Annotated in this window: 15 protein-coding genes; 8 read left to right on the plus strand and 7 right to left on the minus strand. The window is 66.0% G+C overall.

Annotated elements, in window-relative coordinates; translation table 11 throughout:
- Positions 1–405 precede the first annotated feature (405 nt).
- Entirely contained in the window at positions 406–3,486 is a 3,081-nt protein-coding gene (locus KVS69_RS12235; protein ID WP_217538243.1) for a TonB-dependent receptor, read from the minus strand.
- Positions 3,487–3,840: 354 nt separating this feature from the next.
- Here KVS69_RS12235 and KVS69_RS12240 point away from each other — a divergent pair, with 354 nt between their 5' ends.
- From KVS69_RS12240 to KVS69_RS12265, 6 genes are all read left to right on the plus strand, one after another.
- The gene (locus KVS69_RS12240) at positions 3,841–6,303 is read left to right on the plus strand and encodes a GH92 family glycosyl hydrolase (RefSeq protein WP_217538245.1); all 2,463 of its coding nucleotides are present in this window, start codon (positions 3,841–3,843) and stop codon (positions 6,301–6,303) included.
- 72 nt (positions 6,304–6,375) lie between these two features.
- Complete coding sequence (locus tag KVS69_RS12245; protein WP_093534539.1) at positions 6,376–7,443, plus strand: LacI family DNA-binding transcriptional regulator; 1,068 nt, start codon at positions 6,376–6,378, stop codon at positions 7,441–7,443.
- A 109-nt stretch (positions 7,444–7,552) separates the two neighbouring features.
- Positions 7,553–8,797: an L-fucose:H+ symporter permease gene (fucP, locus tag KVS69_RS12250; RefSeq protein WP_254622165.1), complete on the plus strand. Its 1,245-nt coding sequence runs from the start codon at positions 7,553–7,555 to the stop codon at positions 8,795–8,797.
- 7 nt (positions 8,798–8,804) lie between these two features.
- Positions 8,805–9,803 carry a carbohydrate kinase gene (locus KVS69_RS12255; protein WP_095363852.1) on the plus strand — a complete coding sequence of 333 codons (999 nt, stop codon included), beginning with the start codon at positions 8,805–8,807 and terminating at the stop codon, positions 9,801–9,803.
- Positions 9,800–10,993 carry an AGE family epimerase/isomerase gene (locus KVS69_RS12260; protein ID WP_217538249.1) on the plus strand — a complete coding sequence of 398 codons (1,194 nt, stop codon included), beginning with the start codon at positions 9,800–9,802 and terminating at the stop codon, positions 10,991–10,993. Before KVS69_RS12255 ends, KVS69_RS12260 begins: the two co-directional genes overlap by 4 nt.
- A 103-nt stretch (positions 10,994–11,096) precedes the next feature.
- Entirely contained in the window at positions 11,097–13,724 is a 2,628-nt protein-coding gene (locus tag KVS69_RS12265) for a glycoside hydrolase family 2 protein (protein ID WP_217538251.1), read from the plus strand.
- 105 nt (positions 13,725–13,829) lie between these two features.
- On the opposite strand, the gene mtnC is transcribed toward KVS69_RS12265, so the two are convergent.
- The 5 genes from mtnC to KVS69_RS12290 form a co-directional block, all read right to left on the minus strand.
- A complete protein-coding gene (gene mtnC / locus KVS69_RS12270) occupies positions 13,830–14,528 on the minus strand; it encodes an acireductone synthase (RefSeq protein ID WP_217538253.1) in 699 nt (232 codons plus the stop codon).
- Positions 14,529–14,531: 3 nt separating this feature from the next.
- The gene (locus KVS69_RS12275) at positions 14,532–15,089 is read right to left on the minus strand and encodes an acireductone dioxygenase (RefSeq protein WP_093534507.1); all 558 of its coding nucleotides are present in this window, start codon (positions 15,087–15,089) and stop codon (positions 14,532–14,534) included.
- A gap of 91 nt (positions 15,090–15,180) precedes the next feature.
- On the minus strand, positions 15,181–15,819 hold the full coding sequence (locus KVS69_RS12280; protein WP_093534509.1) for a methylthioribulose 1-phosphate dehydratase: 639 nt from the start codon (positions 15,817–15,819) through the stop codon (positions 15,181–15,183).
- Positions 15,820–16,100: 281 nt separating this feature from the next.
- Positions 16,101–17,525 carry an amino acid permease gene (locus tag KVS69_RS12285; RefSeq protein ID WP_093536223.1) on the minus strand — a complete coding sequence of 475 codons (1,425 nt, stop codon included), beginning with the start codon at positions 17,523–17,525 and terminating at the stop codon, positions 16,101–16,103.
- 4 nt (positions 17,526–17,529) lie between these two features.
- Entirely contained in the window at positions 17,530–19,005 is a 1,476-nt protein-coding gene (locus KVS69_RS12290) for an amino acid permease (protein ID WP_217538255.1), read from the minus strand.
- A 208-nt stretch (positions 19,006–19,213) separates the two neighbouring features.
- Between KVS69_RS12290 and KVS69_RS12295 the strand changes: the two genes are divergently transcribed.
- The gene (locus KVS69_RS12295) at positions 19,214–19,798 is read left to right on the plus strand and encodes an NUDIX hydrolase (protein WP_217538295.1); all 585 of its coding nucleotides are present in this window, start codon (positions 19,214–19,216) and stop codon (positions 19,796–19,798) included.
- A gap of 731 nt (positions 19,799–20,529) precedes the next feature.
- On the opposite strand, the gene KVS69_RS12300 is transcribed toward KVS69_RS12295, so the two are convergent.
- Entirely contained in the window at positions 20,530–20,670 is a 141-nt protein-coding gene (locus KVS69_RS12300; protein ID WP_217538257.1) for a hypothetical protein, read from the minus strand.
- 175 nt (positions 20,671–20,845) lie between these two features.
- Between KVS69_RS12300 and KVS69_RS12305 the strand changes: the two genes are divergently transcribed.
- On the plus strand, positions 20,846–21,145 hold the full coding sequence (locus KVS69_RS12305; protein ID WP_184123758.1) for a hypothetical protein: 300 nt from the start codon (positions 20,846–20,848) through the stop codon (positions 21,143–21,145).
- Positions 21,146–21,182 lie beyond the last annotated feature (37 nt).

Here is a 21,182-nt window from a genome sequence, read left to right on the forward strand (position 1 = left end):
CCTCGTCTCTCATACCTTGGGTTATCTGTCTTGCCACGGGTCACCTCGATGCTTGGATTGATCCTATCGAGTGTCCAGCCGGATTAGACCACCTCAACCCATCCGTGGGGGCTTGGCAAAAACATCCATGTTTCTGACAGTCCCTACAGGGGCTACCCGCCTGCCTCCCCGACGGATTGCGTGTGCGGTTGGGTAAAGCGGCCACGCAGGGCGTGGCTCTACGAGGGTGCAAGCCGCTACGGCGGGGTAGGGTCGGTTCCCAAACGACTGCCGTGAAACACACCGCGCCCGGTAACGCATGAAAATAATCGAAGCAGACGCCCAAAAAAAACGACAACCGCCTATGAAAGCGCGGTTGCCGTGGAGGAGCGTTTCCCCTGCCCGAAGGCAGGGTTGGGTTGACGCTTAGAACTTGTAGGTCGCGCCGAAGTACAGCTGGCGGCCCGAGTACAGGCTGGAGATCAGACGGGCATCGGTATCGTTGCCGAGGTGGACGCGCTGTTCTTCCTTGGTGGCATTCAACACGGACGCGGTGAAGGTCAGCGCGTCGGTGAAGTTGTAGGCCACGTTCAGATCGAGCTGTGCATACGGCTCGGTGTACTCGGTCATGCCGCCATTCAGGCCACCGACCACTTCACCACGACGGTTGTACGAGGCACGTGCCAGGAACTTCTCGTTCTCGTAGAACACCGTCACGTTGGCCTGGTTCTTGGCGCTGCCGACCAGCGGCGACGAACCGATGCTTTCACCATCGAGCACGATCGAGGCCAGGTTGGTGTCGTTGTAGGTGTAGTTGGCCTGCACACCGAAGCCCATGTCGAACGTGTACTGACCGTACAGTTCCACGCCCTGCGACACGCCATCGCGGCCGTTGGCCTGGGTCTCGTAATCCTGCACCGTGACCGACTCGCCGCCGACCACCATCTGCACGTCACGCACCACCGGCACGGTGAAGTTGTCGACGTTCTTGCGGAACAGGCCGATACCCGCGACCGCGCCCGGCTTGAAGTACCACTCCAGGCCCACGTCGAACTGGGTGGCCTCGAACGGCTCCAGGTTCTTGTTGCTGCCGTGGCCCTGCCAGCCTTCCTGCGGCGCGCCACCGGCGACGCGACGGTCGTTGACGTACTCGGCGCTGTAGTAGCTCAGTGCACCCGGCGCGGCAATGCTGGTGTAGCTCGGGCGCGCGATCACCTTCGACGCCGCGCCGCGCAGCACCAGGTTCTCGGTGATGTCCCAGGCGATGTTGAAGCTCGGCAGGAAGTCGGTGTAGGTCTTGTCGGTGCCGATCAGCTCGAACGACTTCTGCCGCGCCAGGCTGTCAGGCAGGCGGACGAAGCCGCTTTCGCAACCGTAGGTCGGGAACGCCGCCGCCGCCGGGTCGGTACACGACATCGGCGCACCGGACGCGTTGTCGAGGAAGTAGTCGTTGAAGCGTTCGATCGCATCGCTGGACTGTGCGAACTGCTCCGTACGCACCACGCGCAGGCCGACGTTACCGCGCAGGCGCTCGGTACGGAAGTTGGCCTGGAAGTAGCCGGCGTAGACCTTCTCGTTGACGTTGTAGACGAAATCTTCTTCGGTACGGTTGTGCGAACCGCCGTAGCGGTCGTTGAGGTAGTTGATGTACGCCGGGTAGTTGATGCCCGGGAACACGTTGGCGTTGAAACCGCCGTTGATGCCGCTGATCGGGTTGGACAGGAAGAAGCCCGGCTGCGCAATGCCGGCCGTGTTGTCGCAGCCCGCCTGGTAGCGGTTGTTGTCATAGTCCGCCGGGTCGGTGCCCGGGCAGACCCAGTAGGTGTTGCCGGTATTGCGGTGGACCTTGCCATCGCTGTACTTGGCGCCGAACTGGAACGAATCCAGCCAGCCGGTCTCGAACAGCTTGGTGAAGTCGGCCTGGAAGTGGTTCTGCTTGATCTCGGTCTGCATCCAGGACGAATCGGTCGAGCCGGTGTCCACTTCAGCAATGCCGTTCATCAGCTGCTGCTGCAGGTCGGGCGAGAACGTGGCCGACGGCGTGCCGGTCAGGTCCCATGCCGAGTACTGGTTGCCGGTCTGCCACACGCCATCGACACGGCGGCGCGGCTTGGCCGACATGCGGAACTTCATCGACGGGCCACCTTCGGACCAGGTGCGGCCGCCGCTGAAGGACGCCTTCCACAGCGGGCTGATGTCCCAGTCGATGCTCAGGTCGGCGGTCTGCGACAGCGCCTTTTCGCGGCTGTAATCGCCGGTCAGCTGCGGGGTGGGGATGGTGCAATCGTCCGGACCCCAGCCACCCGGCGGCAGGCCGGCGGCGGCAGCTTCGTCTTCACTGCAGTAGTAGGTCTTGCCCGGGATCTTCTCGAACTGCGCGCCGGTGACGATGGAGCCGCTGGGATCCATGGTCAGGCCGTTGAGCAGGCGACCGCCGGCCCAGTTGCCGTCCTGGTTGTAGCGGGCCATGTTCCATTCCGGAATCTTGAGCATGTTCTGGGTGTAGTCACCCTCCAGCTCGAAGCGGAAGTAGTTCGCCGTCAGCGTTACGTTGTCGGTCGGCTTGAACTGGAAGGTGAACTGACCGCCCTTGCGCTGGCGCTCTTCTTCCTTGACCGCGAAGTTCACCGAGGTCGGCATGTAGAAGTCGGTGTAGTTGCGGCCGTTCTGGTCGTTGAAGCCGGAGTTGCCCCACCAGTAGTTGACACCCCCCTGGTTCATGTCATTGCCGAACACGTCGCGCGCGGTGGTGTCGGTGCCATACCACTGGTAGTTTTCCGTGGTGGCTTCCATGGTGCGGCTGGTGCGCTTCTGCTGGGTCACGCCGACCAGCACGCCGAAGCGCTCGTCGTCGCTGTGCCAGGAGTAGAGCGCCGACGCCTGCGGGTCGACGTCGCGGCTGTTGTCCGAGGAGGTGCCTTCCAGGGTCACGTAGCCGGAGTTGGACTCCATCTCCAGCGGGCGGCGGGTGTGCAGGATGACCGTGCCGCCGATGCCGCCTTCGTCGATGCGCGCTTCGGGCGACTTGAACAGCTCGGCGCTGGACAGCATGTTCGACGGCAGCAGGGTGTAATTGAACGAACGGCTCGCCTCGTCATTGGTTTCCGAGGTGGCGATGTAATTGCCGTTCAACTGGGTCAGGGTCAGGTCCGGGTCCAGACCGCGCACGCTGACGCTCTTGCCTTCGCCGCCGTCACGGGTGATCACCACGCCCGGCACGCGCTGCAGCGAATCGGCGACGTTCTTGTCGGGGAACTTGCCCACGTCTTCGGCCGTGATCACTTCGACCACGGCGTTGGCGTCGCGCTTCTGCTGCAGGCTCTTCTCGATGGCGTAGCGGTAGCCGGTCACCTGCACGCTGTCGAGCGTGGTTGCCGAGGGGGTCTCGGACGGGGTGGTGGCCTGCTGGGCGAACGCGGCGGCCGGCACGAAGGCGGCGGCGGCCAATGCGAAGGTGATGGCGGCCGACAACGCGTCGCGGCCGTGTTTGCGGGACATCTGGTTCATTCCACTCTCTCCCTTGGATTGAAGCGTATGGCTGACACGTTGTATCGATCTAAATTCGGAGGCCGAATTGGCGTGGGGTTACAGGTCTCCACGCCCGCCGTGGCCGGTTCTGTGACGGTTTGGAGTTGGATCGATCTAAACCGCTGGCGGCGAATTTTTAACACGGCCGGGCCCGGGACGCATGCTGCTGCGCAATATGGACGGGGAGGGGGCAGATGTGCCTATGGCCCCTGGTGGGTGGTCTGTTATGTTGCGCCGCAGAATGCATCCCGCAATTTGTCCATGGTTTACTTAAATCGATCTAAATTCACGTCGTCGTGACTTTGGAGCGATCCAAACCATAGGACCCACTGCATGCGCCGATTGCCGTCCCGCCTTGCCCTTCCGCCCCTGCGCCGCCCGCTGGCGGGCCTGGCCTGCCTGGCCGTGCTGGCCTTCACCCCGATGCTGCAGGCCGCCCCGGCCGCGCTCGAGCGGGAGGTCAACACCTTCATCGGCAGCAAGGATGACGGCAATACGTTCCCGGGCGCCTCGGCCCCGTTCGGCCTGATCCAGGTGAGCCCCATCGGCGAACACTATGCCGGCTGGCGCTATGACGATCCCAAGATCCGCGGGTTCGGCCATTCCTTCCTGTCCGGCGCAGGCTGCTGGGAGCAGGGCGGCCAGGTCTCGGTGCTGCCGGTGACCGGCACCATCGGCCCGGGCGGTGATTTCGATACCGACACCGCCAAGAGCTTCGACCACAAGGCCTACGCCTCCGGTTACACCCACGAAGGCGAAGTCGGCCAGGCCGGCTACTACAAGGTGCGCCTGACCAGCTACGGCGGCATCGACGCCGAAGCTACCGCACGCACCCGTGCCGCCGCCGAGCGCTACACCTTCCCGGCCGACGCCGGTACCGGCCACGTGCTGGTCAACGTGGGCCAGGCCAACGAGCGCCATTCGGTGATCGGCAGCGTGATCGACGTGGTCGGCGACCGCGTGGTCGAAGGCAAGCTGGTCACCAAGAGCTTCTGCGGTGGCCACCAGTACACCACCTGGTTCCGCATCGAATTCGACCGCCCGTTCAAGGCCCATGGCACCTGGGGCGAGGGCGGTGGCCTGCCCGGCGCCCGCCATGGCATGGAAGGCGAGCTCAAGCCCAGCGGCGCGTGGCTGAGCTTCGACCTGTCCAAGGGCCGCGCGGTAACCGCGGTCAGCGCCATTTCGCACGTGGATGCCGACGGCGCACGCGCCAACCTGCGCAGCGATGGCATGCAGGATGGGCGCCTGCTTGGCTTCGAGCGCATGCGCAGCCTGTCGCAGCAGCAGTGGCGCAAGGAACTGTCCACCGTGCGCGTGGACAGCAAGCATGCCGACGACCGCACGGTGCTCTACACCGCGCTGTACCACGCGCTGCTGCAGCCGCTGACCGGCAGCGATGCCGACGGCCGCTACCGTGGCTACGACGACAACATCCACCGCGCCGAGGGCTGGACCTACTACGAGTATTTCTCGCTGTGGGATACCTACCGTGCGCAGAACCAGTGGCTGGCGCTGACCCGCCCGCAGGTGACCAGGGATATCGGCCGCAGCCTGCTGGCGATCAACGAGCAGGGCGGCTGGCTGCCGCGCTGGGGCTACGCGAACTTCGAAACCAACATCATGACCGGCGACCCGGTCACCCCCTTCATGGTTGACCTGTGGCGCTTCGGCGCGCTGGCCGGGCGCGAAGGCGAGGCCTACACCGCACTGCGCCGCAATGCCTTCGAACTGCCGCCGATGAACTCGCGGCATGCCGGCCGCTCGGGCAACCCGGGCTATGTTGAGAATGGCTACGTCGCCTACGACCGCGCCTTCCCGTCCAAGGGCATGGATGTCGATCCGCACCACGGCGGCTCGGCCACCCTGGAATACGCCCTGGCCGACTGCGCGCTGGCACAGATGGCCGATGGCCTGGGCCATGCCGACGATGCCGGCGTGCTGCGCCAGCGCGGCCGCAACTGGCAGAAGGTGTGGGACCCGAGCGTGCGTGACGAGGAAACCGGCATGAGCGGCTTCCCGCGCCCGCGCATGGACGATGGCAAGTGGTACCTGCCGGCGGACGGGCATTACAGCCCGCGCTCGCACCATGGGTTCCATGAAGGCACGGCATGGCAGTACCAGTGGCTGGCCCAGCAGGACATCCCCGGCCTGGTCCAGGCCATGCACGGCCGCGAGAACGCCGGCAAGCGGCTGGATGCGTTCTTCGCCTATGACGCGCTGCTGCAGTCGCCGCTGCAGGCCGCCCGCAAGGAATGGGTGGTGGGTCCGTACAGCTACTACAACCAGTACCGCTACAACCCAAACAATGAGCCCGATCTGCATGCGCCGTGGATGTACACGCTGATCGGCCAGCCGTGGAAGACCGCCACGGTGGTGCGCGCCGCGCAGCAGCTGTTCACCAACGCCCCCAATGGCGTCACCGGCAACGATGACCTGGGCACCATGTCGGCGTGGTACCTGTTCAGCGCGCTGGGCCTGTACCCGGCGGTGCCGGGCAGCGGCGAGTTCCTGCTGCATACCCCGCGCTTTGCCAAGGTCGAGGTCGACCTCGGCCAGGGCCGCACGCTGCGCCTGCAGGCTCCCGGTGCCGACGGCCGCAAGCTGCAGTACGTGCAGGGCGTGCAGGTTGATGGCCAGGCGCATGCCCCGGTGTGGGTGGACTGGAACCGCCTGCAGCAGGGCGGCACCATCGCCTACACCCTGGGCGATACCGCACCGGAAACCGGCTGGGGGACCCAGGTCGACGCCCTGCCGGTGTCGTACTGCGCCACCCCGGGGGCCGGGCTGGAATGAGCCCGCAGGCCGCGATCCGTTGACCGATGTGATCGTTTAGGCTTGCAGGACCATGAGGACGCCGACGCCACGATGAAAAAGGACACTTCCGCTGCCAAGGGAACCCGCGCCAGCACGCCCCGTGCCGGCGCCGCACGTGCGGTCACCGTGACCGACATCGCCGATGCCATCGGCGTGTCGCGCGCCACGGTGTCGCTGGTGCTGCGGGGCAGCCCGCTGGTCAATGTCGACACCCGCGCGCGGGTGGAAGCCGAACTGCGCCGGCAGCGCTATGTGTACAACCGCGGCGCAGCCAACCTGCGCCGGCGGACCTCGACCAGCGTGGCACTCGTCATCAACGACCTGTCCAACCCGTTCTTCGCCGAATTCGCTTCCGGTGTAGACGAGGCGCTTGGCGCGAAGGGCTACGTGACCCTGCTGGGCAGCACCGGCGAATCGCCGGTGCGGCAGCAGGCGGTGTTGACCACGCTGATGGAACACACCCCGGCCGGCCTGATCCTGTCGCCGGCCGAAGGCAGCGATGCCACCGAAGTGCGCCAGGCCGTGGGCTATGCCAACGTGCTGCTGTTCAACCGCGAGCTCAAGGGCGGCGACTGGGATTTCCTCACCCTGGACAACCAGCAGGGCGCTTACCTGGCCACCCGCCACCTGATCGAGCAGGGCCATCGCCGCATCGCCTTCTTCGGCGGCCATGCCGAGTCCAGCTCCTGCCACCAGCGCCGCACCGGCTATGCGCAGGCCTTGGCAGAGGCGGGGTTGTCGGTGAAGCCGGACTGGCTGATTGAATCAGCGCCGAACCGGTTGGAAGCCGCCGCGCGGTCCGGTGAGCTGTTCGCCGGCGACGTACCCACCGCGGCGGTCTGCTACAACGACACGGTAGCCTTGGGCCTGATGCTGGGCCTGGCCTCGCGCGGCGTGCAGCCGGGCCGCGATTTCGCGGTGACCGGGTTCGATGACATTTCCGAAGCAGCGGTGGCGTTGCCGCCGCTGACCACCCTTACCGTCAATCCGCGCGAGCGCGGCCGCCAGGCGGCCGAACTGCTCCTGCAGCGGCTGGACGATCCCACCGCCGCACCGCGCCATACCGTGGCACCGGTGCAGCTCCGTATCCGTGACAGCAGCGGCCCCGCCGTCGGCTGAGTCCGTTCCCTTTCACCTGCCCGCACACTGAGGCGCGTTACGCATGCCCATTTCTCCAACGCATCGCCTGCCCACATCGTCATCCACCGCGCCCGTGGTCAACACGCGCATGGCGTTGGCGGTGGCCACCACGATCTTCTTCATGTGGGGCTTCCTGACCTGCCTCAACGACATCCTGATTCCGCACCTGAAGGCCGTGTTCGAACTGAACTACGCCAAGGCGATGCTGGTGCAGTTCACCTTCTTTGGCGCGTACTTCCTGATGTCGCTGCCGGCCGGTCGGCTGGTGGCGCACCTGGGCTACAAGAAGGGCATCGTGGCCGGCCTGGCCATCGCCGCCGTTGGCGCGCTCGGCTTCTGGCCGGCCGCCGAACTGCGGGTGTATGAAGCCTTCCTTGGCGCGCTGTTCGTGCTCGCCACCGGCATCACCGTGCTGCAGGTGGCAGCCAATCCGTACGTGGCGCTGCTCGGCCCGGAACAGACCGCATCGAGCCGCCTGACCCTGGCGCAGGCGTTGAACTCGCTGGGTACGGCGATCGCGCCGATCTTCGGCGGCCTGCTGATCCTCGGCAACACGGTCAAGAGTGCCGATGAACTGGCCGCACTCGGCGCGGCCGAACAGCTGGCCTACCGCACCCAGGAAGCACAGTCGGTGCAGGGCCCGTACGTGGGCCTGGCGATCGCGCTGGCGCTGCTGGCGGTGTTCGTCTATCTGTTCCGCCTGCCGGCGTTGAATGAAACCACCGAACAGGCCGACCCGGTCAAGCACACCCTGATGGATGCGCTGCGCCACCGCCACGTGACCTTCGGGGTGCTGGGCATCTTCTTCTACGTCGGTGCGGAAGTCTCGATCGGCAGCTTCTTGGTCAATTACCTGTCGATGCCGAACATCGGCGGCCTGACCGAACAGCAGGCCACCGGCTACGTGTCGGCCTACTGGACGATGGCGATGATCGGCCGCTTCGTCGGTTCGGCGATCATGACCCGCTTCTCCCCGCGCCTCCTGCTTACCCTGTTTGCCACCGCCAACGCCGTGTTGCTGGCAGTGACCATGGCCAGCGAAGGGCAGGTGGCGATGTACTCGGTGGTGGCCATCGGCCTGTTCAACTCGATCATGTTCCCGACCATCTTCGCGCTCAGCATCGAGCGCCTGGGCGCGCTGACCAACAAGGCCTCCAGCCTGCTGATCATGGCCATCGTCGGTGGCGCGATCATCCCGTTCCTGCAGGGCCTGCTGGCCGACCGCATCGGCCTGCACCTGTCTTTCATCCTGCCGTTGCTGTGCTACGGCTACATCCTCTTCTACGGCGTGTGGGGCTCGCGCCCGCGCGCCGGTTTCAGCCAGGGGGGCTGAGCGCGTCATGACCAAGATTGTTTGTTTCGGCGAAATTTTGATCGATCTACTTGCGCAGCCGCCGGCCACGCCGGACACGCCTCGCGCGTTCCTGCAGTACGCCGGCGGTGCCCCGGCCAACGTCGCCGTGGCCGCCGCGCGGCTGGGGGCGGACACCCATTTCGCCGGCATGCTCGGCCAGGACATGTTCGGCGACTTCCTTGCCGAGAGCCTGGCCGGTGCCGGGGTCGCCACCGACTGCATCGTGCGCACCGACGCGGCCAAGACCGCGCTGGCGTTCGTGGCGCTGGACGCGCACGGCGAGCGTAGTTTCAGCTTCTACCGGCCGCCGGCCGCGGACCTGCTGTTCCGCGCCGAGCACTTCAGCCCGGCCTGTTTCGACGGCACGCGCAGCTTCCACGTGTGCTCCAACAGCCTGACCGAAGCGGCGATCGCCCAGGCCACGCTCGACGGCATGCAGCGCGCACGTGCGGCCGGCGCGATGGTCAGCCTGGACCTCAACCTGCGCCCCGCGCTGTGGCCGGCCGGTGTCGACCCGACCGCGCAGCTGTGGGAAGCGCTGGTGCTGGCCGACCTGGTCAAGCTCTCGCGCGAGGAACTTGACTACCTGGCCGCGCCGCTGGGCGCCGACGGCAATGCCCTGGTCATCCAGCGCCTGCTGGCGGCCCACGCGCAGGCCGTGGTGGTCACCGATGGCGCCGCGCCGATGCGTTGGCACACCCGCCATGGCAGCGGCGTGGTCACCGGCTTCCAGGTGCCTGCCGTGGACACCACCGCCGCAGGCGATGCGTTCGTGGGCGGGCTGCTGTTCGCGCTCGGTGAGCGCGGTGCCGATGGCGATGCGTTCGTCGACTTCTGCCGCGATGCGGCCGGGCTGCAGGACGCCATCCGTTTCGGTGCCGCCGTTGGCGCGCTGGCCGTGACCCGCAAGGGCGCGTTCGCCGCGATGCCCAGCCTGGCCGATGTCCAGACACTGCTGCAGCAACAACAGGAAACCGCCGCATGACCACCGCCATTCCCGCCCAGCCTGATTTCCGTTCGCCGGAATTCCTGCGCGCGCACATCGCGCAGAGCATGGCGTTCTACCAGCCGCACGAGATCGACCCCAACGGCGGCTTCTTCCACTACTACCTGGACGATGGCACGGTCTACGACGCCAGCCACCGCCACCTGGTGAGCAGCACCCGCTTCGTGTTCAACCACGCCATGGCCTACCGCGAATTCGGCAAGGCGGACGACCTGAAGGCGGTGGAACACGGCATCCGCTACCTGCGTGAGGTGCACCGCAACCCCGTCACCGGCGGCTACGCCTGGACCCTGCGCGACGGCGTGGTCGAAGATGGCACCAACCACTGCTACGGCGTGGCCTTCGTGCTGCTGGCCTACAGCTGCGCGCTGAAGGCCGGCATCGGCGAAGCCCGTGCGTGGATGGATGAAACCTGGGCGTTGCTGGAAACGCGCTTCTGGGAACCCGAATTCGGCCTCTACAAGGACGAAGCGGACGCCGAGTGGAACTTCAGCGACTACCGCGGCCAGAACGCCAACATGCACATGTGCGAGGCGATGCTGGCTGCGTTCGAGGCCAGTGGCGAAGCCCGCTACCGCGACCGTGCGCTGCTGCTGGCCGACCACATGACCCGCCGCCAGGCCGCGCAGGGCGAGGGGCTGGTGTGGGAGCACTACGACCGGCAGTGGCAGATCGACTGGAACTACAACCTCGACAACCCCAAGCACCTGTTCCGCCCGTGGGGTTTCCAGCCCGGCCACCAGACCGAGTGGGCCAAGCTGTTGCTGATCCTCGATCGCCATGTGCAGGCTGACTGGCTGGTGCCGACCGCGCGCCACCTGTTCGATACCGCAGTGGCGCGCAGCTGGGACGAAGCGCGCGGCGGCCTGTACTACGGCTTCGCGCCGGATGGCACGGTGTGCGACGACGACAAGTACTTCTGGGTGCAGGCCGAATCGCTGGCGACCGCCGCGCTGCTGGCCGCGCGTACCGGTGACGCGGTCTACTGGGACTGGTACGACAAGCTCTGGGCGTACGCCTGGCAGCACATGATCGACCACCAGTACGGCGCCTGGTACCGCATCCTGGATGCGGACAACCGCAAGTACAGCAACGAAAAGAGCCCGGCCGGCAAGACCGACTACCACACCATGGGCGCGTGCTACGAAGTGCTCAACGTGGTGCGCTGAACGCAATGACGGGCGCCGGGCGTGGCCCGGCGCAACTGCATGACCGGGGGAGCGCCCGGTCCAACGGCACGGCCGGGCACCGCCCGGCGCTACGGGGTGGGGCATGAAGGTGTGGGTATGGGGCGTTGGACTGGTTCTTCTGCTTGCGCTGCACGCGCCTCCTGCTGCGGCAGCGCCGCTGCAGGCGCAGTGGTCGTTCCGGCTGCTGCCGGGCAACGCGCAGGGGAAGGCGCATCCGGAGGCGGCGCAGTGGCGGCCGGCGTCGGTTCCCGGCGCGGTGCACACCGACCTGCTGGCGGCCAGGCGCATTCCCGATCCGTACGCCGGTGCACCTGAGGCCGGCCTGCAGTGGATCGGCCTGGCCGACTGGGAGTACCAGGCCCGCTTCGACGTTGACGCCGCCACCCGGGCGCGCGCCCACGCTGAATTGGTGTTCGAGGGTCTGGATACGTTTGCCGAGGTCAGCCTCAACGACCAGCCCCTGCTGCGGGCCGACAACAGCCACCGCACCTGGCGCGCGCCGGTGCAGGGGCGGCTGCGAGCCAGTGGCAACGTCCTGCGCGTCGTGTTCCGTTCGCCGATCAGCACCCTGCTGCCCAGCGTGCAGGCGATGCCGCACAAGATCGCCGGCAACTACCCGTCGCCGTATGGGGATGAACCGCGTGAGGCCATGGTCGGCAATTTCGTGCGCAAGCCGGGTTACCACTTCGGGTGGGACTGGGGCCCGCGTTACGTGACGGCCGGCATCTGGCGTCCGGTGCGGCTGGAAAGCTGGAACGCGCAGCGCATTACCGATGTGGCGGTGCAGACCACGGCGCTGGATGCGCAGCGGGCCGCGCTGCTGGTGCAGGTCGAGGTGGAGGCAGCGGCCGCGCGCCAGGCGCGGGTGCAGGTGGACATGCTCGACCCCGATGGACGGGTCGCCGCCACGGTGGAACAGCCGGCCGCGCTGCGTGCCGGCGTGCAGGTGCTGTCGGTACCGGTGCAGCTGGCCCAGCCGCGTCGCTGGTGGCCGGTCGGCCACGGCGAGCAGGCGCGCTATACGGTACGTGCGCGTGTGGATGACGGTAGCCGCGATGCGGCCGAGCGCAGCATCCGCACCGGGCTGCGCACAGTGGAGCTGCGCCGCGAGGACGATGCCAAGGGCGGGCAGGGCTTCGCCTTCGTCATCAACGGGGTGCCGATCTTCGCCAAGGGCGCCAATGTCATTCCGTTCGACATGTTCCCGGCGCGGGTCGATCTGGCACGGATCCGCCGCGAGCTGACCGCCGCGCGCGATGCGAACATGAACATGCTGCGCAACTGGGGCGGCGGCTATTACGAAGACGACGCGTTCTTCGACATCGCCGACGAGCTGGGCCTGCTGGTCTGGCAGGACTTCATGTTCGGTGGCGGCATGCAGCCCGGCTACGATCCGGCGTTCCGCGCCAACGTGGTGGCCGAAGCGCGCGACAACGTGCGCCGCCTGCGCGGCCACCCGAGCGTGGTGCTGTGGTGTGGCAACAACGAGGAAGAAACCGCTTGGAAGGACTGGGGTCACGGTCGCGACCTGAAAGCGGCCGATCCGGCATTCGCCGCGCGTGTGTGGCAGGGCTATGTGGACCTGTTCGGCAACGACCTGCGCAGGGTGGTGGCGGAGGACGGGCTGGGCGTGCCGTACTGGTCCAGCTCGCCTAGCAACGACCTCGATACCGTGGCCAACGACTCCACCCGCGGCGACAAGCACTACTGGCAGGTATGGGGCAATCCGGCGCTGCCGGTGCAGGCCTACCTGCGCGAAACACCGCGCTTCATGTCCGAATACGGGCTGCAGGCGTGGCCGGTGCTGCGCACGCTGGAGGGCATCATCCCGGCGGATGAGCTGCGCGTGGACAGCGACACCGTGCGCGCGCACCAGAAGTTCATGGCGGGCGAGGGCAACCGGCGCCTGCTGCAGTACGTCGAGCGCGAGTTCGGCACGCCGCGTGATTTCCCCGACTTCGTCTACCTGAGCCAGGTGATGCAGGCCGAAGGCATCGCGCTGGCCGCGTTGCATCATCGCGCCTCTCGCCCCTACACGATGGGTTCGCTGTACTGGCAGCTCAATGACGTGTGGCCGGGTGCGTCCTGGTCCAGCATCGATTACGCCGGGCGCTGGAAGGCGCTGCATTTCCATGCGAAGCGGTTCTTTGCGGATCATGCGGTGGCGGCATTGCGTGACGAAGGCGTCACCCGCGTCAGCCTGCTCAATGACCTGCAGCAGCCGCTGAAAGCACAGTGGCGGTTGCGGGTGATGGATGTGGAAGGCCGCCAGCTTTCGCAACAACAGCATGCGGTGACGGTGCCGGCACTGTCGGCGCTGGAGGTCGGGCGTTTCACCGATGCGCAGCTGCTGGGTAAGGCGGCTCCCGCGCGAACCGTCGCGGTGGTGGAACTGCTGGAGGGCAAGCGTGTGCTGTCGCGCCAGGTGGTCTACTTCGCGGCCGCCAAGGACATGCAGCTGCCGAAGGTACAGATCGACAGCCGCTGGACCCAGGATGGCGACGCCATCGTGCTGGAGCTGCGCGCGGCGCAGCTGGCACGCGGCGTGTGGGTGGATTTCGACGGAATGGACGCCACCCTGGACGACAACGCCATCGACCTGGTGCCGGGCGAGCCGGTGCGGATCAAGGTGAAGGCCGATGCCGAACTCGAAACGCTGCGCAACGCGCTGCGGATCCGCTCAGTAGCCGACGCGATGGCGCTTCAGTGACCATCCGGCATCGTGCGGGATGGGCGGCGTGATGGATTTGGGGCTGGGAACCGACCCCACCGAAATCGTTCGTGCGATATTCCGATACTGATCGCGTGGCCTGGATTACAGCGTGATCTGCTGGAAATTTTCCACGCGGTCGTGGCCGTGCGTGGCTTCGCCGGTACGCGGCAGCGGGTAATCGTCCAGGCGGTCCAGCAGACGCGTTTGCAGGCCTGCCTCACGCGCGGCATCCAGCTCTTCGACCACGTCCGACAGGAACACGATCTGCCCGGCCGGCACGCCGATGGCCTTGACGATGTTCCGGTAGCTTTCCGCCTCGCGCTTGCCGCCGATCTCGGTATCGAACCAGCCCGACACCAGCCCGGTCAGGTCGCCGGCCTCGCTGAAGCCAAAGAACTGCTTCTGCGCCGGCACCGAGCCGGACGAGTACACATACAGCGGCTTGCCCTCGGCATGCCAGCCGCTCAGCACTGCCGCCACTTCCGGATAGAAGTGCGCCGTGTACTCGCCGTTGCGGTAGCCATCTTCCCAGATCATGCCCTGCAGCGCCTTCAGCGCCGTGTGCTTGCGATCCTGGTCGATCCAGCCCTGCAGGGTTTCCACGATGAGGCTGTCCTGGCAGGCACCGCCGATCTCCACCGCCACCGCATCCAGCCAGCGACGCACCTCCGGCTGCTGGCCATGCGCGGCGACAAACGCCGGCAACGCCTTGCGCGCATACGGAAACAGCACGTTCTTCACGAACGAAATGCTGCTGGTGGTGCCTTCGATGTCGGTGAGGATGACAGTGGGGTGGGGCATGGATCAGGACGCCTTGGTCGGAACGTAACGGGGGAATTTCTGGGCGATGTCGGTGCCGGTGAAGTGCCCGACCCAGCCATCCGGTTCGGTGAAGAAGCGGATCGCCACGAAGCTGGGCTCATCGCCCATGTCGAACCAGTGCGTGGTGCCATCCGGCACCGCGATCAGGTCGTTCTTCACGCACTCGATCTCATAGACCTTGTCGTCCACGTGCAGCGTGAACAGCCCCGAGCCGGCCACGAAGAAGCGGACCTCGTCTTCCTTGTGGAAGTGCTCGTCCAGGAACTTCTTCCGCAGCTCGGCGCGGTTGGGGTTGTCCGGCGCGATCGAGGCCACGTCCACGCTCTTGAAGCCGTGCTGGGCCACCAGCCGGTCGATGTCGCTGCGGTAGGCGGCGAACACCTCGTCCTGGCTCGCGCCCGGCGAAACCTCATGGGCCGCCTGCCAGCGTTCGAAGGTCACCCCGATCTTCTCCAGCTCGGCGGCAATCAGCGCGCCGTCCTGGGTATCCAGCAGCGGGGATTGGGGTTCATCGTGATCGTAAATGCGCAGTCGGCTCATGGCGGCAGCTTGAACGGCGAGGGGGACCTCAAAGAGTATCAGCGGCCGGCCCTGAATGGGGGCGCGACCTGATGACGCTGGAGCATGTAGCTCAGGGCCCGCGCAGCTTGCGCAGCTCCAGCTCGCAATGCAGCAGGAACTCGAACGCCTCCATGTGCCGACGCGCCTCGGCCATGTCCCGGCCCCAGGCGTACAGCCCATGCCCGTCGATCAGATAGCCCCACATGCAGCCCTCGTCGAGCTTCTGCTCGACCTTGGCGGCCAGCTCGTCCATGTCCTGGGTGTTGGCGAACACCGGCACGTCCACAGCGGTTTCATGGGTGCTGTTGCCGTGGAAGGCCTTCAGCAGCTCATACCCCTCCAACCGGATATGCCCATTGGCCGCATACAGCCGCGAGGCAATGGTCTGCACCGGCGAATGGGTATGCAGCACGCAGCCAATCTCCGGGAACCGGCGATACAGCTGCGTATGCAGCAGCGTCTCGGCAGACGGACGCAGCGGCCGGCCCACGGCCTTGCCGTCGAAGTCGACCACCATGATGTCGTCCTCGATCAGCCGACCCTTGTCCTTGCCGGACACCGTGATCGCCGCATGCTGGTCATCCAGCCGGTGCGAGAAATTGCTGCTGGTCGCCGGCGTCCACCCGGCCTGGGCCAGTTCGCGGATGTTGTCGATCAGCACCTGGGCCAGTTCGCTCAGACGAGCCGTGTCGTAAGGGGTGTCGTTCATGGCGGGCATTTTAACGGCGTCTGGCGTTAAAAGCAGGTTCCCGGGCCGGTCAGGACGTCACGACCAACGGTCGTGACCTACCGCTTTGGCCCTTGGCGCCGTCACCCGTAGCGTGTCGAAGGGTGGGGCGGGTTGGGTTTGCGGGGGTGTGAGCCGCATGGATGCGGCGACCAAGCCCCCATGGATGGGTTTACGGCGTCCCCCGCAAACCCAACCCGACCCGCCCTGAACGACGCTAACGGCAGAGCCGACGCTCTGGCTCTGGCCGTTGCACCGGACGTTCAGCCGCGCAGGCGGCTGTGCTTGTAGCTGTAACCGAAGTAGATGGCGAACCCGATGACCGTCCAGATCCCCATCAGCATCCAGTTGTGCATCGTCATCGCCGACAGCAGGGCCAGGCAGCTCAGCACGCCCAGGCTGCAGATCAGCCAGGCCGCCGGAATGCGGAACGGGCGCGGCAGGTCCGGCTGCGTGCGGCGCAGGATCAGCACGCCCGCGCAGACCGCCGCGAACGCGATCAGCGTCCCCATTGACGTCAGCTCGCCCAGCACGTCCAGCGGGAACAGCGCCGCCAGCAGCGCAATGCCGATGCCCGTGATCACCGTATTGATGTGCGGCGTGCGGTACTTCGGGTGGATCGTCGTGAACACCTTCGGCAACAGACCGTCGTTGGCCATGATCATGAAGATGCGCGGCTGCGCGATCACCATCACCAGCACCACCGACGACAGCCCGATCAACGCACCGATCTCCACCACCACCCGCAACCAGCCCAGCGTCGGGTGCGCCGCCACCGCCGTCACCACCGGCTCGTCCGTGCCCAGCAGCGTGTACGGCACCAGCCCGGTCATCACCGCCGCCATCGCGATGTACAGGATCGTGCAGATCACCAGCGACAGCAGCATGCCGATCGGCATGTCGCGCTGCGGCCGGTGCGATTCCTGCGCCGCCACCGACACCGCCTCGAAGCCGATGTAGGCGAAGAACACCATCGCCGCACCGCGCAGCACGCCCTCGAAGCCGAACTTGCCCGGGCCCTCATTGGCCGGAATGAACGGCGTCCAGTTGGCCGGGTCCACGTACTTCCAGCCGACCACGATCACCAGAATGATCAGGCCCGTTTTCAGCACCACCATCGCCATGTTCATCGCCGACGACTTGCTGATGCCCACATAGCACAGCCACGTCAGCAGCAGCACCAGGATCGCCGCCGGCAGGTTCGCGATCGCCCCCGTGGGGCGCAGCTGCCCATCCAGCGGCGCACTGACCAGCGCCGATGGCAGGTAGATGTCGAAATGACTCAGCAGGCTCAGGAAGTAACCGGTCCAGCTGACCGCCACCGCCGACGCCGACACCCCGTATTCCAGCACCAGCATCCAGCCGATGAACCACGCCGCCAGCTCGCCGAAGGTCGCATAGGTATAGGTATAGGCGCTGCCGGAGACCGGCACCATCGACGCGAACTCCGCATACGCCATCGCGCAGAACGCACAGCAGATCGCCGCCAGCACGAAGCTCAGCATGATCGCCGGGCCCGCATGGTTGGCCGCCGCCTGCCCGGTGATGACGAAAATGCCGCCGCCGATCACCGCGCCGATGCCCAGCGCGGTCAGGCCCCAGGGGCCCAGGGTGCGCTTCAGGCTCAGCCCGTTCGCATCTTCATGAGCGGCGTGCGGGTGCTTGGTGGCCCACAGTTGCTTCAGCATGGGATCACGACACCTTGTTGAGCTTGCTGTGGCGGATGCCGTAGCCGAAGTAGATCAGCAGGCCCAGCACCGTCCAGCCCACGAACAGGTGCCAATGCACCACGAACGCCTGCCAGAACAGGAACAGGCACGACAGCGCGCCCACCGGGCAGATCACCCACACCAGCGGCACCCGGAACGGCCGGGTCAGTTCCGGGCGCGTGTAGCGCAGCACCAGCACGCCGATGCAGACCGTGGCGAAGGCGAGCAGGGTGCCCATCGAGACCAGCTCGCCCAGTACGTTCAGCGGCATCAGGCCCGCCAGCCCAGCAGCCAGCACGCCCACCACGATCGTGGCCCAGTACGGGGTACGGAAGCGCGGGTGGACCTTGCCGAATAGCTTCGGAATCAGGCCATCGCGCGAGATGGTGTAGGCGATGCGGGTCTGGCCCATCATCATCACCAGCACCACCGAGGACAGGCCGGCGATGGCGCCGATCTCCACGGCGGTCTTCAGCCAGGACAGGCTGGCATACGGCTCCAGCGCGGTCGCCACCGGCTTGTCGGTGCCCAGCAGGTGGTACGGCATCATGCCGGTCAGCACCGCGCACACGATGATGTAGACGATGGTGCAGACCGCCAGCGAGCCAAGCAGGCCGATCGGCATGTTGCGCTGTGGGTCCTTGGTTTCACCGGCCGCGGTGGAAACCGCATCGAAGCCGATGTAGGCGAAGAACACGATGGTGGCCGCACGGAACACGCCGCTCCAGCCGAACTCGCCCGGCACGCCGGTGTTTTCCGGAATGAACGGGGTCCAGTTGGCCATGTCGATGTGCTGCGCGCCAAAGCCGATGAACAGGCAGATCACCGTGACCTTGATCGCGACGATGATCGCGTTGACGAACGCCGACTGGGTCACGCCCACGTACAGCAGGCCCGACACCGCCGCCACGATCAGCACCGCCGGCAGGTTGAACAGCTTGCCGGAGGAGATGAAATCCTGCCCGGTCCAGCTGATCGGCGCCGCGCTGAGCGCGTCCGGGAATGGCATGTGCAGCGTGGTGGTGATGAAGCTGATGAGGTACGCCGACCAGCCCACCGCCACCGAGGCCGAAGCGAACAGGTATTCCAGCACCAGGCACCAGCCGATGAACCAGGCCATGCCTTCGCCCAGGGTGGCGTAGGAGTAGGAGTAAGCGCTGCCCGAGACCGGCATCATCGCCGCGAACTCGGCGTAGCACAGGCCCGCGAGGGCGCAGGCGAAGCCGGCGATCACGAACGACAGCATCACCGCCGGGCCGGCGTGATTGGCGGCCGCCTGGCCGGTCAGCACGAAGATACCCGCACCGATCACGGCGCCAATACCCAGCATGATGAGATGTTTCGCCGTGAGGGTCCTTTTCAGCGAGGCTTCGCCGTCCAGGCTGCCTTCAATCGGTTCGCCGGCATCGACGTGCCCGGCCGGCTCGACCGGTTTGACCCTCAACAGAGACTTCAGCATGCAGTGCTTCCCAGGTGGACGTTGGTGCGGGGCGGGCCCCGCGAAATAAAAAGGTAAGTGGGCGATACGTTGCCGCGCACTTGAGTGGTGACCGGCCGCCCCAAAGGAACGGCCCGCTGTACCTTAGCCAAAGCTGAAGCCTGCGCACAAGCGCAAATGCAGCATGCCGGGCGATAATCTGCCAAATCCGCCTGATTGCCCGGTCGCCATGTCGTCAAACCCTGAATCCGTTGTAGCACTTGACGCCGCCCTGCGCGGCCAACTGGCCGATTACGCCCGCCGGCACCCGGAACACGCCGCCTTGGCTGACGAATTCAGCACATTGCTGGACGACCCGGAAAACCCTTTCCTGCGTGACCGGCTGGCCGGCCATTTCACCGGCAGCGCCTGGCTGGTCAGCGCCGATGGGGCGCGGGTGCTGCTGACCCATCACCGGAAGTTGAACCGCTGGCTCCAGTTGGGCGGGCATGCCGATGGCGTGCGCGACCTGGCCAGGGTGGCGCTGACCGAGGCCGAGGAGGAATCCGGCCTGGCCGGGCTGGTGCTGGAGGACGGGGCGGTGCTGTTCGACATCGATAAGCACTGGATTCCGGAACGGCATGACGTGCCCGGCCACTGGCACTACGACGCCCGCTACGTGGTGCGGGCGGTGGGGAGTGAGGTTTTCGCGATCAGCGAGGAGTCGCTGGCGCTGGCCTGGCGCGACGTCGCCGACGTGGCCGATGCCGCGATCGAGACGCCGGACGGGGATGATTCGCTGCCGCGGATGGCCAAGCGCTGGCTCGCACGGTGACCCGGTAGGGTCGCATCCCGATCGACCGCCGACCGTGTTCGAACGTCCGGTTGTGGCATGACCGTTGGCGGAAAAAACGCGTTTCGTTCGGAGGTGATGCCTTCGTCGCGCCGATCACCGTTATCGGCGGTCGATAGGGATGCGACCCTACCAATGCGTCATCGCACGAACCGTCGTTCCGTCCCGTTCGCGTCATCGCACGAATCATCGTTGCGCCGCCTTTGGGTAATCGCACGAAATCCATCGGCACGCATCGGTAGGGGCGCATCCCGATCGACCGCCGACCGTGGTGCAACGTTCGGTTGTGGCATGACCGTTGGCGGAAACAACGCGTTTCGTTCGGAGGTGATGCCTTCGTCGCGCCGATCACCGTTATCGGCGGTCGATAGGGATGCGACCCTACCAATGCGTCATCGCACGAACCGTCGTTCCGTCCCGTTCGCGTCATCGCACGAATCATCTTGCGCCGCCTTTGGGTAATCGCACGAAATCCATCGGCACGCATCGGTAGGGGCGCATCCCGATCGACCGCCGACCGTGGTGCAACGTTCGGTTGTGGCATGACCGTTGGCGGAAACAACGCGTTTCGTTCGGAGGTCATGCCTTCGTCGCGCCGATCACCGTTATCGGCGGTCGATAGGGATGCGACCCTACCAATGAGTCGCCGAACGTGATCGACCAGCACGCAATGCACCGGTAGAGTCGCATCCCAATCGACTGCCTACGGTGTTTCAGCGTTCGGTTGCGGCATGACCGTTGGCGAAGAAATGCGCGTGCAACCGCACCGATTGCGTCATGCAGTAGACACAGCCTACTGAAACTCCAATATCCTTCGGAACAAGCAATTTCCCATCGCGTTCGATATCGCGCATGGTTTGCTCAGGAGCCTGAAATCTCCTTAGAACGAACGCAATGTGGAAGTCATTTGTCGGGAGGGTGGTGGAATAAAACACCCTCGCGGGAATACGCCATGCCGATGTTCTAAACGGTTTCAGCCTCCCGACTCCCTCGCCATTCCGGCGAGGGAGACTTCCTCGGAGGTGGCAAATGCGTCGCTCGAACTCGGACTTACCCTTAAACGAACAACCCAAAACCGGCATCGGCCTGCACGCGCCGGAACATCTGCGGATCGGCTCGTTCAAGCATCCCGGTGGTCATCGGCTGCCAGACGGCGGGCGCATTCCGTGCGTGGTGCTGCGCGGCATGTGGCTGGACCGCTTTGAACTGCCCGTAGGCGGGCGGGTGATGGTGCAGGTGGAACCGAAGCGGATCACGCTGACGCTGGATGAAACGCCCATCCCGGTGCCGTACCGCTACCAGGACCACGTGCCCAAGCGCGCGCGATAAGTCCCCGCCCTGGTAGGGTCGCATCCCGATCGACCAC

Origin of the sequence: Stenotrophomonas sp. GbtcB23 (assembly GCF_019091045.1) — a bacterium.
Taxonomy (GTDB): Bacteria; Pseudomonadota; Gammaproteobacteria; order Xanthomonadales; family Xanthomonadaceae; genus Stenotrophomonas; species Stenotrophomonas rhizophila_A.

Coding starts and splice junctions, on each gene's coding strand:
- KVS69_RS12235 (WP_217538243.1), bottom strand. CDS start 3,486: ATGAACCAGATGTCCCGCAAACACGGCCGCGACGCGTTGTCGGCCGCC.
- KVS69_RS12240 (WP_217538245.1), top strand. CDS start 3,841: ATGCGCCGATTGCCGTCCCGCCTTGCCCTTCCGCCCCTGCGCCGCCCG.
- KVS69_RS12245 (WP_093534539.1), top strand. CDS start 6,376: ATGAAAAAGGACACTTCCGCTGCCAAGGGAACCCGCGCCAGCACGCCC.
- fucP (WP_254622165.1), top strand. CDS start 7,553: ATGGCGTTGGCGGTGGCCACCACGATCTTCTTCATGTGGGGCTTCCTG.
- KVS69_RS12255 (WP_095363852.1), top strand. CDS start 8,805: ATGACCAAGATTGTTTGTTTCGGCGAAATTTTGATCGATCTACTTGCG.
- KVS69_RS12260 (WP_217538249.1), top strand. CDS start 9,800: ATGACCACCGCCATTCCCGCCCAGCCTGATTTCCGTTCGCCGGAATTC.
- KVS69_RS12265 (WP_217538251.1), top strand. CDS start 11,097: ATGAAGGTGTGGGTATGGGGCGTTGGACTGGTTCTTCTGCTTGCGCTG.
- mtnC (WP_217538253.1), bottom strand. CDS start 14,528: ATGCCCCACCCCACTGTCATCCTCACCGACATCGAAGGCACCACCAGC.
- KVS69_RS12275 (WP_093534507.1), bottom strand. CDS start 15,089: ATGAGCCGACTGCGCATTTACGATCACGATGAACCCCAATCCCCGCTG.
- KVS69_RS12280 (WP_093534509.1), bottom strand. CDS start 15,819: ATGAACGACACCCCTTACGACACGGCTCGTCTGAGCGAACTGGCCCAG.
- KVS69_RS12285 (WP_093536223.1), bottom strand. CDS start 17,525: ATGCTGAAGCAACTGTGGGCCACCAAGCACCCGCACGCCGCTCATGAA.
- KVS69_RS12290 (WP_217538255.1), bottom strand. CDS start 19,005: ATGCTGAAGTCTCTGTTGAGGGTCAAACCGGTCGAGCCGGCCGGGCAC.
- KVS69_RS12295 (WP_217538295.1), top strand. CDS start 19,214: ATGTCGTCAAACCCTGAATCCGTTGTAGCACTTGACGCCGCCCTGCGC.
- KVS69_RS12300 (WP_217538257.1), bottom strand. CDS start 20,670: ATGCGCGATATCGAACGCGATGGGAAATTGCTTGTTCCGAAGGATATT.
- KVS69_RS12305 (WP_184123758.1), top strand. CDS start 20,846: ATGCGTCGCTCGAACTCGGACTTACCCTTAAACGAACAACCCAAAACC.